16 protein-coding genes are annotated in these 22297 nt (G+C 50.5%); 6 read left to right on the plus strand and 10 right to left on the minus strand.

The window, feature by feature from the left end:
* Nucleotides 1–94 precede the first annotated feature (94 nt).
* The 8 genes from Pan161_RS11575 to fae form a co-directional block, all read right to left on the minus strand.
* A complete protein-coding gene (locus tag Pan161_RS11575) occupies nucleotides 95–1270 on the minus strand; it encodes a DUF1501 domain-containing protein (protein WP_145226947.1) in 1176 nt (391 codons plus the stop codon).
* Nucleotides 1271–1411: 141 nt separating this feature from the next.
* Nucleotides 1412–2383, minus strand: a complete 972-nt coding sequence (locus Pan161_RS11580; protein ID WP_145226948.1) for a beta-ribofuranosylaminobenzene 5'-phosphate synthase family protein — start codon at nucleotides 2381–2383, stop codon at nucleotides 1412–1414.
* A 47-nt stretch (nucleotides 2384–2430) separates the two neighbouring features.
* Nucleotides 2431–3039: a DUF447 domain-containing protein gene (locus tag Pan161_RS11585; RefSeq protein WP_232103703.1), complete on the minus strand. Its 609-nt coding sequence runs from the start codon at nucleotides 3037–3039 to the stop codon at nucleotides 2431–2433.
* A 100-nt stretch (nucleotides 3040–3139) separates the two neighbouring features.
* Nucleotides 3140–5770 (minus strand): BamA/OMP85 family outer membrane protein, encoded by a 2631-nt coding sequence (locus Pan161_RS11590; protein WP_232103704.1) that lies wholly within the window; start codon nucleotides 5768–5770, stop codon nucleotides 3140–3142.
* 368 nt (nucleotides 5771–6138) lie between these two features.
* Nucleotides 6139–6741 (minus strand): hypothetical protein, encoded by a 603-nt coding sequence (locus Pan161_RS11595; protein ID WP_145226950.1) that lies wholly within the window; start codon nucleotides 6739–6741, stop codon nucleotides 6139–6141.
* On the minus strand, nucleotides 6738–7331 hold the full coding sequence (locus Pan161_RS11600) for an RNA polymerase sigma factor (protein WP_145226952.1): 594 nt from the start codon (nucleotides 7329–7331) through the stop codon (nucleotides 6738–6740). The genes Pan161_RS11595 and Pan161_RS11600 overlap by 4 nt, the downstream gene beginning before the upstream one ends.
* A 145-nt stretch (nucleotides 7332–7476) precedes the next feature.
* A complete protein-coding gene (locus tag Pan161_RS11605) occupies nucleotides 7477–8340 on the minus strand; it encodes an NADP-dependent methylenetetrahydromethanopterin/methylenetetrahydrofolate dehydrogenase (RefSeq protein ID WP_145226954.1) in 864 nt (287 codons plus the stop codon).
* Nucleotides 8341–8445: 105 nt separating this feature from the next.
* Nucleotides 8446–8943: a formaldehyde-activating enzyme gene (fae, locus tag Pan161_RS11610; RefSeq protein WP_145226956.1), complete on the minus strand. Its 498-nt coding sequence runs from the start codon at nucleotides 8941–8943 to the stop codon at nucleotides 8446–8448.
* A gap of 271 nt (nucleotides 8944–9214) precedes the next feature.
* Here fae and Pan161_RS11615 point away from each other — a divergent pair, with 271 nt between their 5' ends.
* On the plus strand, nucleotides 9215–10537 hold the full coding sequence (locus tag Pan161_RS11615) for an ATP-grasp domain-containing protein (protein ID WP_145226958.1): 1323 nt from the start codon (nucleotides 9215–9217) through the stop codon (nucleotides 10535–10537).
* A 112-nt stretch (nucleotides 10538–10649) separates the two neighbouring features.
* Nucleotides 10650–12002: an enolase C-terminal domain-like protein gene (locus Pan161_RS11620; RefSeq protein ID WP_145226960.1), complete on the plus strand. Its 1353-nt coding sequence runs from the start codon at nucleotides 10650–10652 to the stop codon at nucleotides 12000–12002.
* Nucleotides 12003–12031: 29 nt separating this feature from the next.
* Here Pan161_RS11620 and Pan161_RS11625 read toward each other — a convergent pair whose 3' ends face one another.
* Entirely contained in the window at nucleotides 12032–12727 is a 696-nt protein-coding gene (locus Pan161_RS11625) for a site-2 protease family protein (RefSeq protein WP_145226962.1), read from the minus strand.
* A 550-nt stretch (nucleotides 12728–13277) separates the two neighbouring features.
* On the opposite strand from Pan161_RS11625, the gene Pan161_RS11630 reads away from it, so the two are divergent.
* Together Pan161_RS11630 and Pan161_RS11635 are read left to right on the plus strand one after the other, a co-directional pair.
* The gene (locus Pan161_RS11630; RefSeq protein WP_145226964.1) at nucleotides 13278–14552 is read left to right on the plus strand and encodes a reverse transcriptase family protein; all 1275 of its coding nucleotides are present in this window, start codon (nucleotides 13278–13280) and stop codon (nucleotides 14550–14552) included.
* Between the two features lie 144 nt (nucleotides 14553–14696).
* The gene (locus Pan161_RS11635; protein WP_232103705.1) at nucleotides 14697–15488 is read left to right on the plus strand and encodes a DNA topoisomerase I; all 792 of its coding nucleotides are present in this window, start codon (nucleotides 14697–14699) and stop codon (nucleotides 15486–15488) included.
* 14 nt (nucleotides 15489–15502) lie between these two features.
* Here the strand turns inward: Pan161_RS11635 and topA are convergent, their stop codons facing one another.
* The gene (gene topA / locus Pan161_RS11640) at nucleotides 15503–18214 is read right to left on the minus strand and encodes a type I DNA topoisomerase (protein WP_197995834.1); all 2712 of its coding nucleotides are present in this window, start codon (nucleotides 18212–18214) and stop codon (nucleotides 15503–15505) included.
* Nucleotides 18215–18646: 432 nt separating this feature from the next.
* On the opposite strand from topA, the gene Pan161_RS31225 reads away from it, so the two are divergent.
* Together Pan161_RS31225 and Pan161_RS11650 are read left to right on the plus strand one after the other, a co-directional pair.
* The gene (locus Pan161_RS31225; RefSeq protein ID WP_145226966.1) at nucleotides 18647–21079 is read left to right on the plus strand and encodes a SurA N-terminal domain-containing protein; all 2433 of its coding nucleotides are present in this window, start codon (nucleotides 18647–18649) and stop codon (nucleotides 21077–21079) included.
* 408 nt (nucleotides 21080–21487) lie between these two features.
* On the plus strand, nucleotides 21488–22255 hold the full coding sequence (locus Pan161_RS11650; protein ID WP_145226968.1) for an ABC transporter ATP-binding protein: 768 nt from the start codon (nucleotides 21488–21490) through the stop codon (nucleotides 22253–22255).
* The last annotated feature ends 42 nt before the right edge of the window (nucleotides 22256–22297 follow it).

The following is a 22297-nucleotide window of genomic DNA, read 5'->3' on the forward strand; positions in this document are numbered from 1 at the left end:
TGTGTCCAGTTTTACTGTAGCGTCTCTTGCGGTATTTGGACCGGGTATCATAGATTGAGAGACGCTATCGTTATCTGTGACGCGCTCTCGCTGCTCAGCCGCTGATCAATTCGCCAATCGGGGAAGCATCGACGAGTCTGATCTCTTCCTGGTCAGTACGCGCCAGACAGCTGCCGGGATTTAATCCCAGATGATGGTAGATGGTCGCCGTCAATTCAGACGCATGGACCGGACGCTCGACCGGCGCACTCGCTCGCGCATCGCTGGCTCCAATGACCTGACCACCGGGTGTCCCGCCCCCGGCGACGAGCGCGGACCAGACATGTGGCCAATGATCTCGGCCGCCGTGAGCATTCACCTGGGGGGTGCGACCGAATTCGCCCGTAGCCATGACCAGCGTATCATCGAGTAAGCCCCGAGCGGAAAGATCATCGAGCAACGTTGAGAGTGCTTTGTCAAAAGCGGGCCCCAGTGAATCTCGATATTCATAAACTTTACCAGAGGTCCCTGCCCCGGTCCCGTGACAATCCCAGGTCAACTGCTGATGCAGATCATCAAACAGATTGACGACAACACACCGCGTGCCCCGTTCTACCAGCTGACGTGCCTGCAGTAACAGTCTGCCAAAGCGATGCTTACCGTATTGCTGTTGAATCGCCTTGGATTCTCCCGTAATTTCGATCTCAAATTCAGCCGCAGAGGACTCTCCGACTGCTGTCGCCGGTTCAAAGTCTTCTCCCAGGAATGTAGCCTGCTGCCCGCGATAGGTATTCACTCCGAGTGACGTGACCTGTCGAGGTAAGACCACGAAGGGAGGTGCATCTCCACGGGGCCCCCACTGTCGCGCGATGACAGAACCAAAGCAGGGATAATTCAATGCTCCCCGGGAAAGTCGGCCGGTCATAAGCAGCTGGTGGCCGGTTTCGTGGATCGGCGCGGCATCATGATATAGGGAACGCACGAGGGAAAACTGGCCGGTGCGTTGTGCTAACTGGGGAAACGCTTCGCTCAGAAAGACACCGGGAATGGTGGTCGAAATCGCTTTGAGTGGCCCCCTGATTTCTGAGGGTGCTTCCGGTTTGGGATCGAAGGTTTCCAGCTGGCTGGCCCCCCCGGTCAGCATGATGAAAATACAGTTTTTGCGGGAACGATCCCTTTGAGTGGTCGCCAGGGCGGCGCGTTCCGCCATCGACAGTCCGACGAAGCTCAAACTGCCCACACGCAGGAAATCGCGTCGTGAAACTTCCGATTGATTTTGACTGGAACTCATAGCCTATATTACTCACTTCTTTTCAGAGTGTTTTTACTTAATCGGGGTCATCATATTATAACAGCCTTCCACTATAGTCGAAGAATTCCTCTCTGGAATTCAACCTGTTTCTGGAACTTCCACCGCAAAACTCAAAGTTCATCAGATCTGGTTGATCTGAATTTGGGCTCCTTCGTTCAGGGGACGGGCTGTTCTCAGCTCACAGAATTCACCGTAACCACATTCTCTGACTAGGCTTGCTACCATTTCCACATCCTGGCAGATAATGGATAATGTCGGTCCCCAGGAGGTTTGCGCGATTCCCCGAATTCCCCGGGATCTCAATTTCTTTTCCAGTTCTGCCATCTGAGGATCAGCAAAAATCCCCCCTTGTGCGGGCCTGAAAAATTCGCCGACGACATGGCCAAATTCCGTCAGTCCGGATGCAAATTCTTCGAAATCATGGGTCTGGACAGCGGGTGCCAGTTGCATCAACGCCAGGCGGCAGAGTTTTTCCGTAGTGGCTAGGGGCATGGCCCCTAACTGCTGAATGGCATCGGCTTCAATGTACCCTGAGATTCCCGTGCGATTTGTCGGAGTGACCAGGAGTATCTGCCAGTCTTCAGGAAAATCAGCGCGTACCACCAGGGGGCTGATCTCGTCAGTAGACTGCTTGCCTCCTTCGACCAGGAACCCTCCCGCTGTGAATCCATGAATGCCTAATGCAGAGCGAGCACCGCGCTGGACCCGCTGTGCCAGTTCTACAGATGTCAGTGAAGGTTCCTCAGCCATCGATGCCAGCGCCTGTGCGACTGCCAGACTCAATTGCGTCCCGGAACCAAAGCCGCAGTGCTGGGGGATTTCCGAATGCAACACCAGATCATAAAACTGATCTCGATACAGCTGGGGACATTCATTGCGGACCGCAGCAAGTGCCTCCCTGATTTTGGTAATACTGCCAGGGCTGCCTTTCACAGTATCGGTACTGCCAGTTGATTGTGTGACGGACAGCTTGAGTTGCGGCTCCTGGATCATGAGGCCTATGCCACCAAATTCGCGTCCCACTTGAGGACTGAGGGAGAGTAACCCCCAATGCAGACGACTTCCCGTCGTGATGATCACTTCACGCGACATGACAGTTTCAGTTTCAGGCTGAGTAAGTTTGGTTAAGGAACAGTGTTTTAAGACGATATTTCAGCATACGCTTTAGAAATGTAATCTTCCAGTAAACGAAACGCGGTCTCTTCATCCGGTCCGGCTGTTTTTCTGACGATTTCCGCAAGTGCCTGATACTGTGCCAGCAGATCACTCTGCTTAATCAAATGGGTACGCGTGGCAAGAATGGCTGCTTCCAGCACCGCGTGTTTTGCGCGGTTCAGACCGAAATAGTCGCGGAGGCGTCCCTGATGGATTACCTTCGCCTGCATGACTGTACGAGCCTCTGATTCATCGATGGATTCAATCTGAAATTCATACCAGCGACAGGCTGAAGCCAGTACGATACCGGAAATGTTCTCCGCCGGAAAGGTTTCTGGAATCTCCTGCAGAGTTCCAATTGCGGCTTTTGCCAGCAGCAATACATCGTCGACCACGTGAAAGACACCAGACCGGGTTTCTTTCAGATTGCTGAATGTGCGCGAGGTCTGAAAGGGCCGCAGTATGAACTGTGTCATTGCCTGATCGACCTGTGGGCCCATGGGAGCAATGTTTAATTCCCCCGATTCATTTTGACTGGTGACAATTCCTTCCAGAATCATGCCTGCTGCTTCCTGAAGAATTTCGAAATCCAAACAATAAGCCTGTATCATAGGCTAGAGTCAGATACTTTGAAACCAGCGCCGGCTCTGAAATCCGGCTGCAGATCAACTTAACAGCCGGTACTCCAAACTGTTAGCGGGTAAACCCGACATAGAAACTGAAGACCTGTGTCTGGTCGAAGGATTCCTTGGCCAGAGGCACAGAGAAGTCGAGTGCAACAGGAACGGGGCCCATGGCGGGAACCGTCAATCGTAAACCGGCACCCACGGCGACACGGAACTGATCCAGAGAGACATCCTCTTCGACGGTACCGAAGTCACTGAAAAAGACCATCTGGATCATTTCGTCGGCGGTAATCGGTACCATGTACTGAGCACTACCCAGGAAGCTCCAGCGACCACCGACGGCGACGCCATTCTGGCGTGGTGTCACACCCCGGAATTCGAAACCGCGGAATGTCTGAAAACCACCGGCATAGTAACGTTCGAAGACGGGCGTATCAGTATCAGTCCAGCCCAGAGAGGCACTCAAAGACAGGATATGACGTCCACCCCCGTCGGGCCGTTTGTACAATGTAAAGTACTGACTGGCATTCGTTTCCAGGCGGCTATAGTCAAAGTCACCGACGGCCTGCTCAGCCGCGAATTCCAGAATATGTCCTTCCGCAGGCTGGAATGCCGCATCGCGAGTATCATGTGTGGCTGACAGCCGGAATGTGTTCAGCAGGTTATTTCCCACAGACTGTTGGACGATCGGAGGTGTCGGCGTCCTTGGATTTCGCAGGTCAACATTTTCCAGACGGAACTGACCGTTGACCGACCACTCCTGTGTCAACTGTCGCCCGAGGCTGAGTCGGGTACCGACGCGTTCTTCATCCCAATCGGTATAGAAACGGGTGAAATAGAACCCACTGACTCCCAGACTGAAGTTGGTATCCAGAAAATATGGATCCGTCCAGTTCACCAGATAACGGCTGACCTGATCCCCGGGAACCGCTTCTGCACGGAACCGTTGTCCGCCACCGCGCCAGGCAGTTCCATCCATGATGTCTTCGAAGCTGCGGGGTGGTCTGAGGATATCAAAGTTTTCTTCCTGCAGTACGATCGAACCCACGACCCCGGCATCACTGTTCACACCGACGCCAAACATCAGACGACCGGTACGACTTTCGGAAGCGTACACATCCAGATCGACCCAACCCGGTTGCTGCTGTGGAAATTCGGTTCCCATGGGATCGCCCAATGGACTGTTGCCAAATAATGGATTCAATGGTTCGGGAATGCCGTTGTCGTAATTCTGGCCACGGAACACTTCCTGACTCCGCTGCTGTTCATGAATGATGCCATCATCATAGATGACCCCCTGGTCGAACTTCTGATCGAGTTCGTAATTTTGACCACGCACGACATCATCCCTACGGATCTCTGCCAGCTCACGCTGAGGATCGACGCGGGTCACATTAATTCGGGGTCCATTTTGTGGACCGGACTGAAATACTTTGTTCCCTTCAATCCGCCGCTTACTCTTGGCGATCAGTCGCTGATTCGCCCGATCTCCAGGCGCGACCAGCATGGGATTGGTTAACACTGAGCTTTTTGTGCGGGGGTTATCCCCGGAAATATGTGCTGTAATTTTGCGGATGCGATACGGTTTGTCTTCACTGATCTGATAAACGAGGTCCACTTCGCCTGGTGCTTCCAGAAAACGGGGGACGGGATTGACTTTGGCAAACAGATGCCCGAGTTCTCCATATTTGTCCGTCAGTTTATCGACGTCTGTTGAAAGCGTGCGGCTGTTAAAAAACTCACCAGAAGCCAGTTTGATGTTATCCCGAATTTCCTCTTCTGAAAAGATGCGGTTCCCCTCAATCAGGATGTCTCGAATCTTGTATCGCTTTCCCTCGTTGATTGTGTATTCAATCTGTACATGAGAACGATCTTTATTAAAGCCGATTTTCTCGTCGATTTTCACATCGAAGAAACCCAGGCTATTGTAATACTGTTTGAGAGAAATCAGATCGTCTTCGACCGTGGAAGGATCAAATTTGCCTCCAAAAACACTTAGACCCAGTGGTGCTTTTTTAGTGAGGAGTTTGGTTTTCAAGACTCCAGTCTTGCCAAATTTATTACCGCTGAACTTGATTCCAGTGACGATGACTTTAGGACCTTCGTTGATTTCAAAGATCACCTGGCGGTCATCGGCGTTGTCCCCTTTCAGCAGTTTGATTTCGGCAAAACGGTAACCACGTTCGACATACAGCTGCTTGATACGCTGCACGGATTCCTGGTTAGCAGAGACATCGAAAGGAGAACCGACTTTTAATCCGGTGGTTGCTTCCAGTCGCTTGGTTTTCACTTTTTTATTACCACGAAATTCGACCTTTTCCACAATCGGTCGTTCTTTGACTTTGAAAACCAGTACCAGTCCCTGCTCCGTTTTTCGATAGACGGGTTGAACACTGGAGAACCAGCGGGTGGCAAACAACAGTCGCACATCTTCCAGAACCTGATCTCGGGAGGCAGGTCGACCACGTTGTATTTTTGTCTTCTGTAAAATAGCCAGAGCGGGAATCGAGTGATTTCCTTCCACCTGAATATCGAAAATGGGATCGTTCAATGAGATCGACTTTTTCGCTGTTTCCTGAGCGCAGGCTGAGTCAATCAGCGGAACGATTCCGTTGAAGCAGTCTCCGAACAATGTAAGCTGTACCAGGATCAGGCATAGAGCCAATCGAAATGCGTTTCCGCATCTGGTGTCAGACAAGACACCTCTTATCATGTCGAATCCAATTGTAATATTTACGAGAAAAGATATGAGGTTCACTCAAATGTGACGGGATGGAATTCACGTTGTTTTAGACCCTGTGATCTCAGAGAGGATGTGAGAAAAGGGAGTGTAAGACAGGAAAGTTACCCTCAGGTTAATTGTGGGTTGCGTAGAAATAACGGAAAAGCAAAACAGCCGCAAGATGAGTTTTTCATTGACATTCAGATTTACTGAGATCGTTTGAAAAAAACGCTCTGCAGAAGATTGCAGCTTGTAAGTCTTACAAAAAAAGGCAGTTTTGCAGCTATTTTTACGTAATAATTACGCGAACGGCGTACAGATGCCTGCGGGTTTTGCAGAGAGAATTATTCAGCCGAAGACTGTAAGTGGCAGGCCACACAAGAGAGCACCACGTTGTTGACGGACGACTTTTCCATCCGGGCAGAATACCTGGCGATCTCTTCGCGCTGTGCAATCCAGAGACAGGATTGTTGTCCTTGAGGCAGACTGGCAGCGCCGGGAACTGAATTTTCCGGTACGTCCAGAGAGATCCCCCAGCCCATCAGAATCCCGGCCATCAGAATCAAAGCGGCGCTCATCAGGCGTTTCTGATTCGGCTTGAGGGGGGCGGGGCCGCTTGCCTTCCGGTTCAAGCTGGTTTCTGCTGTCAGTCGTGTGGCAGCCTGCTCTGCCATCCGCACGGTTTCGGCTGAAAGAAATGGTTTTCCGGCAGCCGGAAATGCGGGCAGTTCATTGTGATCCGCAGTGGGAGACATGTCGGAATAATGATCGGTTAACTCATTCTCATCCGAAGACTCGCCCAGAATCTGGTGAAACGAACTGAGTGCAGGCGACAGTGTCTCCTGCATCTGCCGACATCGTGGACACAATTCCAGATGCCATTGCAATTCTTTACACTGATGATCTGTAGGATGGGTGATCAATTCAAACGCTTCGTCACAGTTCATGAGACATCTCCTTCCGAAGCCTTATCTTCAGAAAAACGATGAGCCAGTTGAAGCAACCCGTTTTTCACACGTATCTTTGCTGCTGATAAACTGCAGTCCATTGTTAACGCGATTTCCGTAAATTTCATACCACCGAAAAAACGCAACCGCAGTGAGTCAGCCTGAACTTCAGGCAGTTCTGCGAGATACATTGTCAGCAGTTCAAACTGTTCTGTTTTCAAGACCGCCTGCAGAGGAGTTTCTGAAGAACTGGGTTCCGGTATCACCGTATTTTCTGAGGTACTGAAAGAAGAACGTACCATTTCACGCGGTTGACGTATCTGTTGTTTATAATGTCGCCGACACAGGTTCAAAAATATTGTCCAGAGCCAGGTCGAAAATGCAAAGGACGGATTATAGGAATCCCTGGCTGCAAAGGCTGCCAGAAATGCTTCCTGCACCAGATCTTCGGCAGCGATCTGCCGACCATATTTACTCCAGGCAAATCTCAAGAGTCGTTCCCGGTAGCGCAATACCAGTTCGTCGAACAGGAGATAGTCCCCTGCACAAACGCGTTTCATGATATTGGCATCATTCAGATTTTGATTCATCTGGATTCACAGCCATCGGGTGGAACGTCTGGAGAAACACTGGTATCTGCCAGGATGAAGTTTATTTCGCAAACTCAATTCTAGCTGTTCCAGATTAGTAAAAGCAACCTGAACCTGGAGCTCCGGAGCATTTTGTCATCAGGAATCAGGCCTGTAGTTCGACACCAATCTGATAGATTTCTTCTGTATCCAGCAGCATGTCGTTGGTTTCAAACAGCTTTTGGATGGCGGCTTTATGGATTTTCATTTTGGTTCCGCCAACGCCGATAGCACCGTAACAGAGGATTCCGTCCCGGTCGGTCGCTTTATCCATCACATCCACTTCCTCGATACCAGCGGGGGGAACCGCATTGAGGTCGATGACCACTTTGAGCTGTTTCATCGGTTTCCAGCAGGCGGCTGGGAGCAGCTTGACTCCGGCTGCACCGGCGGAAATGATCAGGTTTGTAGACTTGTTGGCCTCTTCAATCTGTTTGTGATCTTTGAGTGCCAGCGGTGTGAGTTGTGCGTTTTCGACAATCCGGTCAATCGCATCGCAGGCCGCCTGTGCCCGTTCGATTGAGCGAGAAGCGAGAATGACTTTCGCACCCCGTTTTGCCAGTAGTTGTGCGGCACGTTGACCAACGGGACCGGTGCCACCGAGCACCAGAGCAGTCGTCTCGGAAAAATCGAGATGTTTTCCCGCTGCAAGAACGGCAGCAGCCGCGGTAGTGTTGGAGCCGTTCGAATCCATCATGACAGAGACCCGCATGGGACCGAAGAATGTGTTTTGAATTTTCTGAAACAGAGTTTCGCCGGAATGCACTTCACTGCCACCGACAAAGAGCGCCGTATTGTTCAGCTCTTTTGGCCCCCGGGTAAACATCGCGCCATGCACAAGTGGCTCCACGTTAACGGGAGTCACGTCACTATAGCTCATTAACTCATCTACGCCGGCATCAATGGCGACGACGCGATCAAACGAGCTGGCGTGCGTATCGGTATCTAGTTGAATCAGTATTTTTTTCATGAGAGATCTCGATTACTAAATCAAATAAGAAACGATCCAAACGAAATACCCCTGCTCCAGAAGAACAGGGGTATGTATTCGATTCCACCATCGCTACTGTCTGGATCAGCCAGCGTAGAAGGGGTGAGTTGCTTCACTCTTCTTGGCGATCATTTCATCAACAGAAGGCTCGTTTTTCATCGCACGGGCAATGGCTTCTTTGGTTGCTTCGTAGTTGTAATCGAAGATTTTCTTATCATCGTCCGCTTCCCAGTGGATGAAGACACCACAGACAATAACGAGGTCTTCGCATTGATCTTTAGGAATCACGCCGGCTTCAACACTGTCTGCGACTGCTTTCGCGACGGCGTATTGAGCGGGGCCAAACATCTGCACGGCCTGCTTTGCACCTTTGATGGTGACTTTAGTGACCATCACGGTGGCTGGCTTGACTGCGAGGTTTGGTGATAAGACAGCCAGCAGATTACTATGACCCATTCTCTGGCTGGACAGAGCGTTTGCAAAAGCTGTACCGACAGGACCAGTTTTGTCACCGATCAACAAATCGATATGAGCAACTTCATTACCATCACCCACAAGTGACTCACCGACAAACATTGACATTCTTCGTTCTCCATTTCTTATCAGGTTCACATAGTTATGCTGTTAGCACAATTAAAAACGGATCACGAATACCGCAGTCCTGAAGGGACGGAGAAACAAACTATTCCAGCCTGGTTCACCTTGGATCATTCGTAGCCTGTAACAAGTAATAACAATTTAAGAAGCGGATTGCCAGTAAACCGCTGGTAATCACTCTAAATCCTCATAAAATTGTCATGGCACTCCTCCAGTACTCTGTTCCAGTACTCTGTCAGATGTTTAGAAAAAAACCGTGAATTTTCCTGGACCCTCTTCCTTACTGATCGTCGGCGGCAGCACGCGTGCTGCCGCCTGTTCTGCAGTACGTGCCGGCTTTCAGCCCGTCTGTGCGGATCAGTTTGCTGACCGGGATCTACGCGCCATATCTGAGGTTGTCTTCAAAATAGACGATCATGATCACTGGTTGGAAGAGATCATGAAACAGGAGCCACAAGACTGGATCTACACTGGCGCACTGGAAAACCGGCCGGAACTGATCAACTCGATCAATCAACGTCATACACTGCTGGGAAATGCCGGGAAATCTTTAAAAAAAGTGCGTGATCCTTTTTTTCTGCAGGGTCTGCTTGCAAATCAATCTATTCCATTTGCGACCAGCCTGCCCCACCAGTCGAATACTCCCCTGCAGGGACGATGGCTGCGCAAGCCGCTCCTGAGTGCCGGCGGCCAGGGAATCGGTTTCGTCGATTCACACACTGCTGCCCCAGCCGATGCTACGCAATATTATCTACAGCAGTATCAACCTGGAATCCCACTGTCCGCGTTGTTTATCGCGTTTCCTGACTGTTGTGTGCTGGTCGGTACTGCAGTCCAATTTATTGGAAACCGGGTATTGCATGCTAACGGTTTTCAGTTTTGTGGCGGAATGATATTATCACCCGTGCCGCCTGAGTGGCGACAAACTCTGGAAAAACTGGGACAAAGTGTCGCGAGTGGATGCTCTCTCAGAGGTCTGTTTGGCTGCGATCTGATCTGGAATCCGGACCAGCAACCGGGATTATGTCTCACCGAAGTCAATCCCCGTTACACTGCGTTGACCGAACTTTTTGAGCTGCAATTTCGACTGCCTCTACTGCGGTGGCAGCATGCCGCCTGTCATTCCTGCGATGCATCATCAACTGTAGCCAAATCCTCAGCCGAAGAGCTGATTCAGTTACTCAAAGTCTGCGAGAAACAGCAATTATCACCTGTTTCGAAGGGAATCTTGTATGCGCCGACGGATCTGACAGCCCCGGATCTGGCCTTTAAACCATCTATCGAACAGGCACTCTGGCAGATCCCTGCTTTAGCTGATGTTCCTGACCGGAGAGCCAGAATTCCGGCTGGCACTCCTGTGTGCACCCTGTATGGGACCGGCACCGACCAGGAGGAATGCCTGACTTCGCTGGCAGATCAAATTCTCAGTTACCAGCGGCAGATTCAGCCAGAGGGGGCGCGCGATCTGAGCAGGCAGGAAGCCTCTAACATGCTCTGGCCTGGAAAGGAATCGGAAAAACTGTTTTTTTCGGGTTTTTTCTCAAGCGAGAATGTATCTGGTTCGTTTCTTGAAGATTGAACTGAATGGTTATAAAATCGAGTTTAGAACTTGTGTTCTACAGGACGACATATAATTCACAGATGAACTTTTCGTCAGATCTCCAGTAACATGAAGGAATAATTTCAGACCGATGCCCAAGTCAACAGATATCAAAATCGTTGAGGCAAAATTTTCAACTGAAGAAGTCCCTTTCCGGACCCCGCTCAAATTTGGTGGTCGGGTGATGGACAGCAGCGTTCTGTTGAATGTGGAAGTCATCGTTGAAACACGTAATGGAAAACAGGGTATCGGGATCGGCAGCATGCCGGCGGGAAATATCTGGGCCTGGCCATCCGCAATCGTCAGTCCGGAAGATTCGCTGAAAGCAATGATCAATTTTCTGGAAGAAGCGGTCGAGATCGCCAATATCTGTCCGGAAGTTGCGCACCCGATCGATTTGATGTATCACATCTCTGCTGAATACCATTTCATGGCGAAGAAGCTTTCCAAGCGACTCGGCCTGGCAGAAGAAATTCCGGAACTGGCACAACTGGTCGCCTCCAGTCCGCTGGACGCGGCAATTCATGATGGCTTTGGGCGCGCCAACCATATCAACAGCTACAATGGTCTATCTTCTGAATACATGATCCATGATCTGAGCGAATACCTGGATGATCAATTTAAAGGTGAGTACCTGGATCAATACACGCTACGTGATCCCAAGCCGACACTGCCGCTGTATCACCTGGTAGGCGCACTGGACCCGATCACCGAAGCCGACATTACAGAACGAGTCGATGACGGCCTGCCTGAGACACTGGGTGAGTGGATCAAAGCTGACGGCCTGACGCACCTGAAGATCAAACTTTCCGGTGACAATATGGACTGGGATATCAGCCGCGTGATTGCCGTCGAGAATGAAGCCGTCAAAGCACAGGGTGAGCGTGGACATGATACGTGGGTCTACTCTCTTGATTTCAATGAGAAATGTGAGAACGTGGATTACGTCCTGGAATTTCTCAACAAAATCCGTGAGCAGACACCGGCTGCCTTTGATCGTGTGCAATACATCGAACAGCCTACTAATCGCGATCTGAAGGCCAACCCCGAAAACAAAATGCACGAAGCAGCCAAGATTAAACCCGTAGTGATTGATGAATCGCTGGTGGATTATGAATCGCTGCTGCTGAGCCGTGATCTGGGTTACTCAGGTGTGGCATTGAAAGCCTGTAAAGGCCAGACAGAATCGCTGTTCCTGGGTGCTGCCGCCCAGAAGTTTGACATGTTCCTCTGCGTACAGGACCTGACCTGCTGCGGTTATTCGTTCCTGCATTCTGCCAGCCTGGCTGCACGAATTCCTTCTATCGCTGCGATTGAAGGCAATGGCCGCCAGTACTGTCCCGGACCGAATAAAAAGTGGAAACGCTCTTATCCGGGTATGTTCAATATCACCGATGGTACAGTGAAGACGGCTGAACTGAACGGTGATGGCCTGGGTTTCTGAGCCTGCTGACAGCCACTCTCACAATATTTTTACCAGATATTGTTGCGCTGCTGGTACGCCTGGAAGTTGAAGAACGCGAACAGCGCGAACATGATTCCTGCATAGCGCTGCTGGTGCATAAAGAAATAAGCAGCCAGACCGCCGGCAACGACCATCGAGATCTGCATTGCCAGTACATCGCCGCGTGAACGTCTGACGGTTTTACAGATATCTTCGCAGATATGACCGCCATCCAGTGGCAGCACGGGAGCGAGATTGATTAATCCCCAGATCAAATTAATAAACAGCAGATCATGAAAGGCTGCACCAATATAAATTCGGGCCTGTTCACTGAAACCGTCCCACATTCCATAGCGAACTGAGATATATCTGAAGAAAAATATTGCTCCATACAGCCCGAATCCAGCCATGGGTCCTGCTGCCGAGATAATGATGGAACGTTGTGTTGTCAGACCTGAATAGGGCTGGTAGATCGCCAGTCCTCCAAAGTGATACAGCACAATTTCCGGAGGCCAGCCAAAATATTTGGCCATGACAGCATGCCCCAGTTCATGCACGAGGATCGAGATAAAGACGCAGGCGATCCAGATGAACGTGATTTTCAGATCATTTGGATACCAGCCCATGAACGCTGCCATCACCCAGAACAGAGGATGAACGCGGATCGGGATTCCAAATAAGGAAAAACGCAAATCGAATTCGGTGGGAGCGACATTTCCCAGCATCAGCTCAACTTTCTGTTTGTATATCTATCTTTATCAGGCGTGCAGCATGCTCGTTTTACCTGGACTGAGACAGCTTATCTGATAATGCATGGGAATGCACTCCTGTGAAAGATCCTAAATTGATCGCACTGTAGCCGGGTCTGCGAATCGAAGCAATTGCAGTTCCGAATGTGGGATTCAGAGCTGTATACTGTCCGCTGGAACCACTCCGTTTACAAAACTTTTATCCTGATGGAAAATAGAGGCATTGGTCAGATTCACAAGACTTAACATTGACGCATCTCACGAAAAGGCTACGATTTGCAGACATAATGGGCAGTGGGTCGCACAAGTTCTGACTCTGACTGAATCTTGACTGATCACTCAGAGTTCTGCGGGGATACCCCGCGGGAGAAGGATTGACCATGCATCGACACTTGAAGTGTCGCTACGATAGACGCTTATCGTAGCAACACTTCGTCACAGGATCGGTTGTGCGGCCCGCTGGCCATTTTTTTAGGCATCACTATTATTGCCTTATATTGAAACGGAATGACTGCAGGTTTTCTCAATGGGTTTATTTGATTTCTTACGACGGATCTTTTTCGGTTCTCCACCGAGCCAGTCTGTCTCGCCAGTAGAGTCGACTCCCGTCCCGGAAGAGACCAGTCCCCGCAAACCCCGATGCAAAGCCAAACTGGAACCATTACGCTACACCAGCGTTCATTCGGACCGGGTCGAGAATATCGAAGAAGTGGCAGCGCCCCCCTACGAGTTGGCACGCTATGGAGCGAGGACCGGTCATTATTTCGATATGACCAAAGATGGCGATGCTCAGAAACTGGCTCGTTACGAACTGCCGCAGTTCTCTACGCCAATGGAACTTGCTGAGTGGCTGCAGATCCCAGTGGGGAAACTGGCCTGGCTGACCCACCGCTTCACACAATTCGACCGTCCTGATGAAGCACAGGAATCGCATTACATTTATCACTGGAAGCCAAAACGGTCCGGATTTCGCCTGATCGAATCGCCGCGCCCGTTCTTGAAAATGGCACAGCAGCAGATCCTGCAGGAGATCTTAAATCAGGTTCCTCTGCACACAGCCGCGCATGGATTCGTAAGAGGCCGCTCTTCTGTGACGAATGCGGCACCACACACGGGCAAACGTGTGGTTGTCAAATTTGACCTGGAGAATTTTTATACCAGCGTCAAATTTTCCCGCGTCGTTGCCATCTTTCGCAACCTGGGCTACTGCCGTGAAGCATCACTTTATCTGGCGCGGTTAACGACCTCCGTGATCCCCATGAGTCTACCTTTTCCGGATGGCAGCCTGCGCCCTTTGCTTCCTTATCTGTCACGGCATCTGCCTCAAGGCGCAGCCACCTCTCCAGCGCTGGCGAACCTGTCGGCCTATTCGCTGGACGTTCGGCTCTCCGGTCTGGCGCGCGCCTTCGATGCTGACTACACACGCTATGCAGATGACCTGACCTTTTCGGGATCAGAACCGTTTCTGCGATCACTGCAAGTCTTTCTGCCTCTGGTCAATCAGATCATCCGCTCAGAACGGTTTCAGGTGAACCACATGAAACGCCGCGTGCTGCGAGATAATCAGCAGCAGAAAGTGACCGGCGTCGTTGTGAACGAACATCCCAATGTGCCACGCAAAGAATTTGATCTGCTGAAAGCGATTCTCACAAATTGCATTCGCCAGGGTCCGGGAACTCAGAATCGCGAGAATCATCCCGATTTTGCCAGCCATCTGCGCGGGCGTGTGGCATATGTGCAGCAACTCAACCCGAACCGTGGGCAACGTTTACTGCAACTGTATGAACAGATTCGCTGGTAAATGGTTTGCTCCAGATTTACCTTGTCTCACTGGAGCATTTTAAGGCATAATAAGTAAACGATTTACGCTTAAGACCCGAATTTCCCGCGGTCTTTTTAATCCCTGACAGAACCACCTGCGTTTACACTGTCAGGAGATAAACTCGTGCCAATACCCTTCGATCAGTTAGGAACCGTTGTGGGTGGATTTTTTCGCATCCTGTTTGCCAACCCCTATTTCAGAAACCTGTTAAAACCTTTAACACGTTTCTTTATCGGTCTGATTGCCATCCCGGTCTTCCACCTGATTCTCAATAAAGTAGTGCGGGTTCAGGAAATCGACGAGGAACTGGAAAAGGATTTAGAGCAATGGTTTCGTGGATCCCTGTTGCTGCTGGCTGCGACTGCGAACATGGAGGCTGCGCTGTTTGGCTGGGTCCCGATGAGCCTGCAGGGAACCGAAGGCTGGATCCTGATGGGCTTTCGGATCATGCTGGCGATCGGTGTAATCGAAGCCATGCCCGACCAGGAACTGTTTTCGATCATTCATCCCGGTCCTCCCCAATTAAAACTGTCTAAAGAATATGGAATCTGGCGCGAGTTAAAAGAAAAATGGCGTACCATTTTGAAAGGAGTGATCTGCCAGCATATAAACCGTTCCTCCCCGGTCTTTGCGATTCTGTCCGCGATCGCCATCGATACAGTGGGTTGGGTCTGTTATGGCATGGCAATTACGCAATATCTGATTATCGGCCTGGTGACGTCGCGTGATCGCGCGCTGGACGTGCTGAGTGAATTTGATCGGAAGGTCACCATGCGGCGGCGCGAACTGATCGAAGAATTTGATCTGGACCAGGAAGAGGTTGAAGAAGCAGATCGAAAGCGATGCGAAGAGATCGAGCAGGAGCAGACGGAGTCGAAAAAAAAACAGGCCGACGCCTCGAAAGCATCGGTCTGATTTGAATTGTGCTGTTATTCTTCTGATTCTTCTTTCTTAGCAGCTTTTTTCTTTGTTGTTTTTTTCGCTGCTTTCTTTTTGGTAGTCTTCTTTTTTGCTGCCGCTTTTTTAGTTGTCTTTTTCGCGGCTGCTTTTTTGGTGGTTTTCTTGGCTGCTGTTTTCTTTTTGGCTGCCTTCTTTGCGCCTTTTTTCTCCGCTTTCGCGTCCAGCCACTCAATGGCCTGATCCAGCGTGACGTTATCCACTTCGTATCCCTTGGGAATTGTCGCGTTAATTTTGCCGTGCTTCACGTACGGTCCGTAGCGACCATCAAAGATGCCGATCGGTTCTTCGTCCTCAGGATGTTTGCCCAGATCACGAATCGGAGTCGGGGCACTGCGTTTACGCGCCTGTTTGAGCAGTTCGACTGCGCGAGGCAGGTCGATGGTCAGGATGTCGTCTTCCTTACCCAGCGACTTATAAACTTTATCATGCAGCACATAAGGACCGAAACGACCGATGCCCGCGTTGACCTTTTTACCGGTCTCCGGATGTTCGCCTAACGGACGAGGCAGGCTCAGATATTTCAAAGCAGTTTCAAAGTCAATCGTATCGGGGTCGACAGTTTTCGGAATACTGACGCGCTTCGGCTTCGGGCCATCTTCGACTACATCTCCCAACTGCAGATAAGGGCCAAACGGTCCATGCAGTTTATAAATGGGGGTGTTTTCCTCGGGATGCATGCCGAGTGATTTCGGGCCTTCGGCTTTCTGCCGGATTAATTTTTCAGCCAGTTCGTTGGTCAGATCCGCGGGAGCAATATTATCGGGAATGGAAGCTGAAACCGGTTCTTCATCTGCTTCATTCGAAACATAAGGTCCATAGCGACCAACGCGGACAGCCGAGGTGATGCCTTCCAGATCCAGCGTGCAGATTTCCCGCGCATCGATGGTCTCTTCCTTGGCTTTGACCTGTTCGTCGAGCCCCGCTTCCCCGCGATAAAACTGGTTCAGATAAGGCAGACGGTCCCCTTCACCGACGGCGATGTCATCGAGTTCCTGTTCCATGGCAGCGGTGAACTGCAGATCGACCAGGTTCGGGAAAAACTTCTCCAGTAGACGCGTGACTGCCAGCGCGGTAAACGTAGGAACCAGCTGGCTGCCTGATTTTTTGACGTAGCCGCGATCCTGGATTGTCCCGATGATCGATGCATACGTACTCGGACGGCCGACGCCTTCACTTTCCATTTTACGCACGATGGTCGCTTCCGTGTAGCGCGCGGGTGGTTTGGTTTCGTGCTTGAGTGGTTCCACTTCACTGGCTTCCAGAGCCTGATTTTCTTCCAGCGGAGGCAACACGGATTCGCTGTCATCCAATGCTGCTTCAGGATCATCCGAGCCTTCCACATAAGCACGGAAGAAACCGGGAAATTCAACATGACGACCGGTGGCTCGGAATTCGGCGTTGTCGGCTGTGATAGTAACGGTCTGGAATCGCAGACGGGCCTCTTCCATCTGGGTAGCCATCGTCCGCTTCCAGATCATGGCATATAGTTTTCCCTGTTGTCCTTTGAGGCCGATTTCCTCCACCGTTTTCATCGACTTTCCGGCGGGTCTGATCGCTTCGTGTGCTTCCTGCGCCCCTTTGGACTTGGTATCAAAACGGCGAATCTCGGGGCTGAGATAATCTTTGCCGTACAGATCTTCAATCCGTTGACGGGATGCGGAGACCGCTTCATTGGAGAGATTGACACTGTCAGTACGCATATAGGTAATGTGACCGTCTTCATACAGTCGCTGGGCGACCTGCATGGTTTCCCGGGCCGACATGTTCAGCTTGCGGTTACCTTCCTGCTGCAATGTACTGGTTGTAAAGGGAGCCGGTGGTTTGCGCTGTTGCATTCGCTGTTCGACCGAGGTGACCGTCCAGTCCGATTTTTTGACCCGCTCCAGCAGGTCATCTGCCTGCTGTTCATTGAGCAGCAGGACATCTGCTCCCTCTTTCAGTTTACCGGTCGACTCGTCGAAGTCTTTACCGCTGGCGACCTTTTTACCACCGACCGTCATCAGCATCGATTCGAATTCGGCACCTGCATCCGTCTTAAGCTGGGCTTTCAAATCCCAGTAAGTACCACTTTTGAAGGCAAGCCGTTCCAGTTCGCGCTGGACCAGAATTCGTACGGCCACCGACTGGACGCGACCAGCAGACAGACCCCGGGCAATCTTTTTCCATAACAGCGGGCTTAATGTAAACCCGTACAGACGATCCAATACGCGTCTGGTTTCCTGAGCTGAGACCAGGTTCAGATCGAGCTCGCGGGGGTTGGCGATCGCTTCCTGAATGGCTTCTTCGGTAATTTCCGAGAAAACCATGCGTTTCACGGGGACTTTGGGTTTCAGCAACTCGGCCAGATGCCAGCCGATACTTTCCCCTTCGCGGTCTTCGTCAGTCGCGAGAATCAGCTCTTCGGCATCTTTCAGAGCATCTTTAAGTTCTTTGACCGTTTTTTTCTTCTCTTTGGGGACCAGATAATAAGGTTCGAATTCGGATTCGACATTGACCCCCAGGGTCGCCCATTTATGTTTTTTCTTGAATTCAGAAGGAACATCAGAGGCTTTCGTAGGCAGATCGCGTACATGGCCCATACTGGCCAGCACCTTATAGTCGCTGCCTAAATAGCTGCCGATTTTCTTGGCTTTTGCCGGTGATTCCACGATCACCAGTGCCTTCAGCTTTTTCTTTGCCACCAGACCTGCCCTTCCTGAGAAACCGACGTCGACCTTGCCTCCAGAGTCAAGCTGGCTACAATACGCGGCTTAATCATTCCTGTTTATTCTATATCAGATCTGCTGAATCCAGATCAGTTTGTAAACTTCATCCGGCAATCTCTAACCGCCTTAAAAGTCTCTGTCAAGCCTGTATTTATTTTTTTCACAGGTCAGGCAGCCCCGAAACCGGGTACTTTTGAGTGTAAGAACAGACAGGAAACAGCAGGATTCTTTAAGAGAAGACTTTCACGAATGGCCGGAATAAATTACAACACATGAAATAAACGGAAAACTCTTTTCCAATTGGAAGATACGAAAACCAGCGATTACTAGAATCGGATCTCGTTGACACCGGAAGTTCACTACAGGAAATCGAATTCATTCGACTTGCAGACTGAAGAAGGAAACAGAATGGCCTCGCCACTGGAATTGTTTCGTAAAAAACAAAAAGTATTAATGGTTCCGCTTACCATTCTGGCGTTGTTCGCCTTTATTGTCATGGACCAACTCACACCGGCGCAGTTTCCCCCGATTGCGGGAATGCTGTTCTTCGGGTTCGTCTTCTGGTATCTCGGCCGGGACCGGGGTAAAGGAATTCACTTCGCGGCAGTGGGGGTCATTATCGGCTTCTTCGTGGGTTATTTGTATATTCCACGCGTCGGAGCTGAAACCGTTGTTAAGAGTACCGCCGGTGACATTGACCAGAGACAGTATCAGGAGATGGTCCATAACCGTAATGTTGCCAATCAGTTTATCATGAGATCCTATATGGCCTCACTGACGGAAGAAGAGCAACAACGCCCCCAACCCCCGCGTGGTGCCATGTTCGGATTCGGTCGTGAGATGGAAGACGATATTATTCTTGAGTTTCTGTTCCGCAAAGAAGCGGAAAAGATGAATCTGGTCGTCTCGGATGATGCGATTTCCAACTACATTTCCCGCTACACAAATAACAAACTCAGCCGCAAAGCCTTTCAGAAGATCTGCAAGGAAATGGGAATGACTGAGGGGCAGCTTTACGACATTTTCCGCGATCAGCTGCAGGCACGACTGGCTTTCCAGATGCTGCGACCTGAGGTTTCTCTGACTCCTGATCAATACTGGAACTTCTATAAGAAGTTCAATGTCCGCCAGGAACTGGAACTGGTTGCCTTACCAGTCAAAGATTTTGAAGAGGAGGTCCCCGCGCCAACTGCTACGGAGAAAAAAGCATTTTTTGAGACCTACAAAGCGGTCTTTCCAGGCGAAAAAGGACCGGGCACCCCTGGATTACGCCAGCCTCAAAAGGTACAGGTGGAATACCTGATGGCGGATTACGTCGATACCGAAAAACAGGTTCCCCCTGTGACAGACAAAGAAATTGCAGCATTCTACGAAGACAATAAAGAACGCCTCTACAAAAACAATCCGATTCCTGATCTTCCCGCAGGTTCAACAGTACCGACGGCACCGGAACTGCCTGCTCCTGCTGGTCCCAAAACCGAGCAGCCAGCGGAAGCAGCGAAACCGGGAGCTGCCGAGAAGCCAGCAGACAAACCGGCAGCAGCGCCCACTAAAGCAGAGACACCTGCCAAACCCAAGGCTGATCCGAAACCGGAGCCGGCAACAAAACCCGAACCGAAAACAGAAAAGAAAGAAGAGTCGAGTGCACTGGCGACTGAGTCAACCACATTCGTTTCTCTGTTAGATGAAAAACCAGCTGAGACCCCCATTGTCGCCCCCAAACCGGGTGCAGAAGCAGAGGGAGCAAAACCAGAACCGACCACAACGACTCCGCCTCCGCTGGAACCGTATCGTCCTCTGAATGATGATTTGAAAAGCGAAATCCGCGATCAGCTGTTGCGTGAAAGTACGCTGAAATTGATGAAAGATAAAATTTCAGAGGCTGTGATGTTCATGAATGAACTCAGTGATAAAATCACCAACCCGGAGGAAGGGGCTACTCGGCCGACTCCGGAAGAAGCGACCAAAGCCTTGAAAGAGTATGCTGCCAAACATCAGTTGATTTACAATATTACTCCGATGATGTCGGCTCAGGAGATGTCGGAATCTGAGAAATATCCACTGGGCACTGCCAAAGAGCCAACTATTAATCAATTTGCAGCGCAACCGAGGACTGCCATCGAGCAGTTGTTTGAGACACCTGTCAATCTGACCTATATGCCTTATGAGGCAGAAGACTCCTTCTCCAGCGGATTACTCTGCTACTGGAAGATCAAGCATGTTGATGCCACCATTCCTAAATTTGATGATCCTGAAATTGATCAGCAGATCACGGCACAGCTGAAGCTGGAAAAAGCCCGCCCCCTGGCTCAGAAACGGGCAGAAGAGCTGAAAAAACTGATCAGCGGCGATAAAGAAATGGCGGCAGCGATCGAAGGTCAGACCATCACCGGCAAGAAGGAGGGGACCGAGTTGTCCACGACCACAACGGAATCCTTCAGCTGGATGCGGACCTCAACGGCCAATGCCAGCAACCCGTTTTCCATGCCCCGCCCTGAACTGTCGAGTATTTCAGCAGTTGAAGGTGCCGGTAATGAATTCATGGAACAGGTCTTTGATAACCTGGACGACGGGGAAGTCGGCGTGGTTATGAATTCCGAAAAATCGGTCTGCTATGTCGTGAAAGTCATCAATCGCATCCCCTCCACACCAGGCGGATTGACTGCCATGTACCAGGAGTTTCTGAAGGAAGACATGTTCTTCTTCTTTTCTCCGTATCTGCCTATGGCCCAGATGGAACAGCAGCAGACCAATTTCGAATGGAGCCAGGAACTGGAAGCAAAGTACCAGGTCGAAAAATATTTTGAGCAGGTCGAGGGTCCGGAAGTTGTTGCTCAGTAGTCGCTATTGAGTTTTGAAAAAATGAAATCGGTTGTACCACGATCTGGTACAACCGATTTTTTTGTAATCTGACTCTGGTGGATCCGGAAAAAATTTTCGAAAACCAGGTTCAAAAAGGCTGGACATCCGCAAATTCAGGGATTATTTCTATAGGGATCATGTGGATGTTTCCTGTCAACTGTCCGGAGACTCGATGTCGGACAGATACGGGATAAGATCCATGTAACTCAAAACGTATTCTCCCCCTTTGTTGTGTTTTTAACACTTTCCAGTTAAAAATGTACAAGTCATCCAACTGCCGACTGGCTTGTCTCGTAAAAAGATTTGAGCAAAGCCACTGGCAGACCATGAACTTACAGTCTTTCTGTTGAATCAACCCACGAGATCATCATCGGGAGTAGTATTGTAATGTCGGAACAGGTTCAGCAATCTCCTGCAGAGCAGTCTGAAACTTCGTCCCGGGAGAACATGATTGAAGCCATCGGATTGAGTAAATTCTATGGTCAGTTCGCCGCGACAAAAAATGTGACATTCTCCGTCCCCCGTGGCCAGGTCGCTGCCTTCCTGGGTCCTAACGGTGCGGGAAAATCCACAACCATGAAACTACTGACCGGGTTTCTCTCCCCCAGTGAAGGTCAGGCACGTGTTGGCGGCTTTGATGTGAGTACCCATCGCATCGAAGCCAGCCAGAAACTCGGGTATCTTCCGGAAAACGGCCCACTGTATGAAGAGATGACGCCAAAGGGCTTTCTGACCTATGCCGGCAGCGTGCGAGGCATGTCGGCCGCTGAGCTCAGCAAACGCCTGGAGTTTGTCATGGAAAAATGTGACCTGAGCAGTGTCTGGAAAAAACCAATCCGAAAACTCTCACGGGGTTTTCGACAACGCGTGGGCATGGCTCAGGCATTATTGCACGATCCGGATATTCTGATTCTGGACGAACCCACCAGTGGACTGGATCCAAATCAAAACCAGTCAGTGCGAGATCTGATTCGCGACCTGGGTAAGACCAAGACCATTCTACTGTCGACTCATATTCTGCAGGAAGTCAAAGCGGTCTGCAGCCGGGTGATCCTGATCAATCAGGGTTTGATTGTGTTTGATGGTTCTGTGGATGAACTGGGAAACAGCCAGGACGACATGGAAGCCAGTTTCCACAAGCTGACACACGCGTAATTTTTCTATTATCGACCAGTTTATAGTTTCAGATAAAGCTGA

The sequence above is a fragment of the Gimesia algae genome (genome assembly GCF_007746795.1).
In the GTDB taxonomy this organism is placed as follows: domain Bacteria; phylum Planctomycetota; class Planctomycetia; order Planctomycetales; family Planctomycetaceae; genus Gimesia; species Gimesia algae.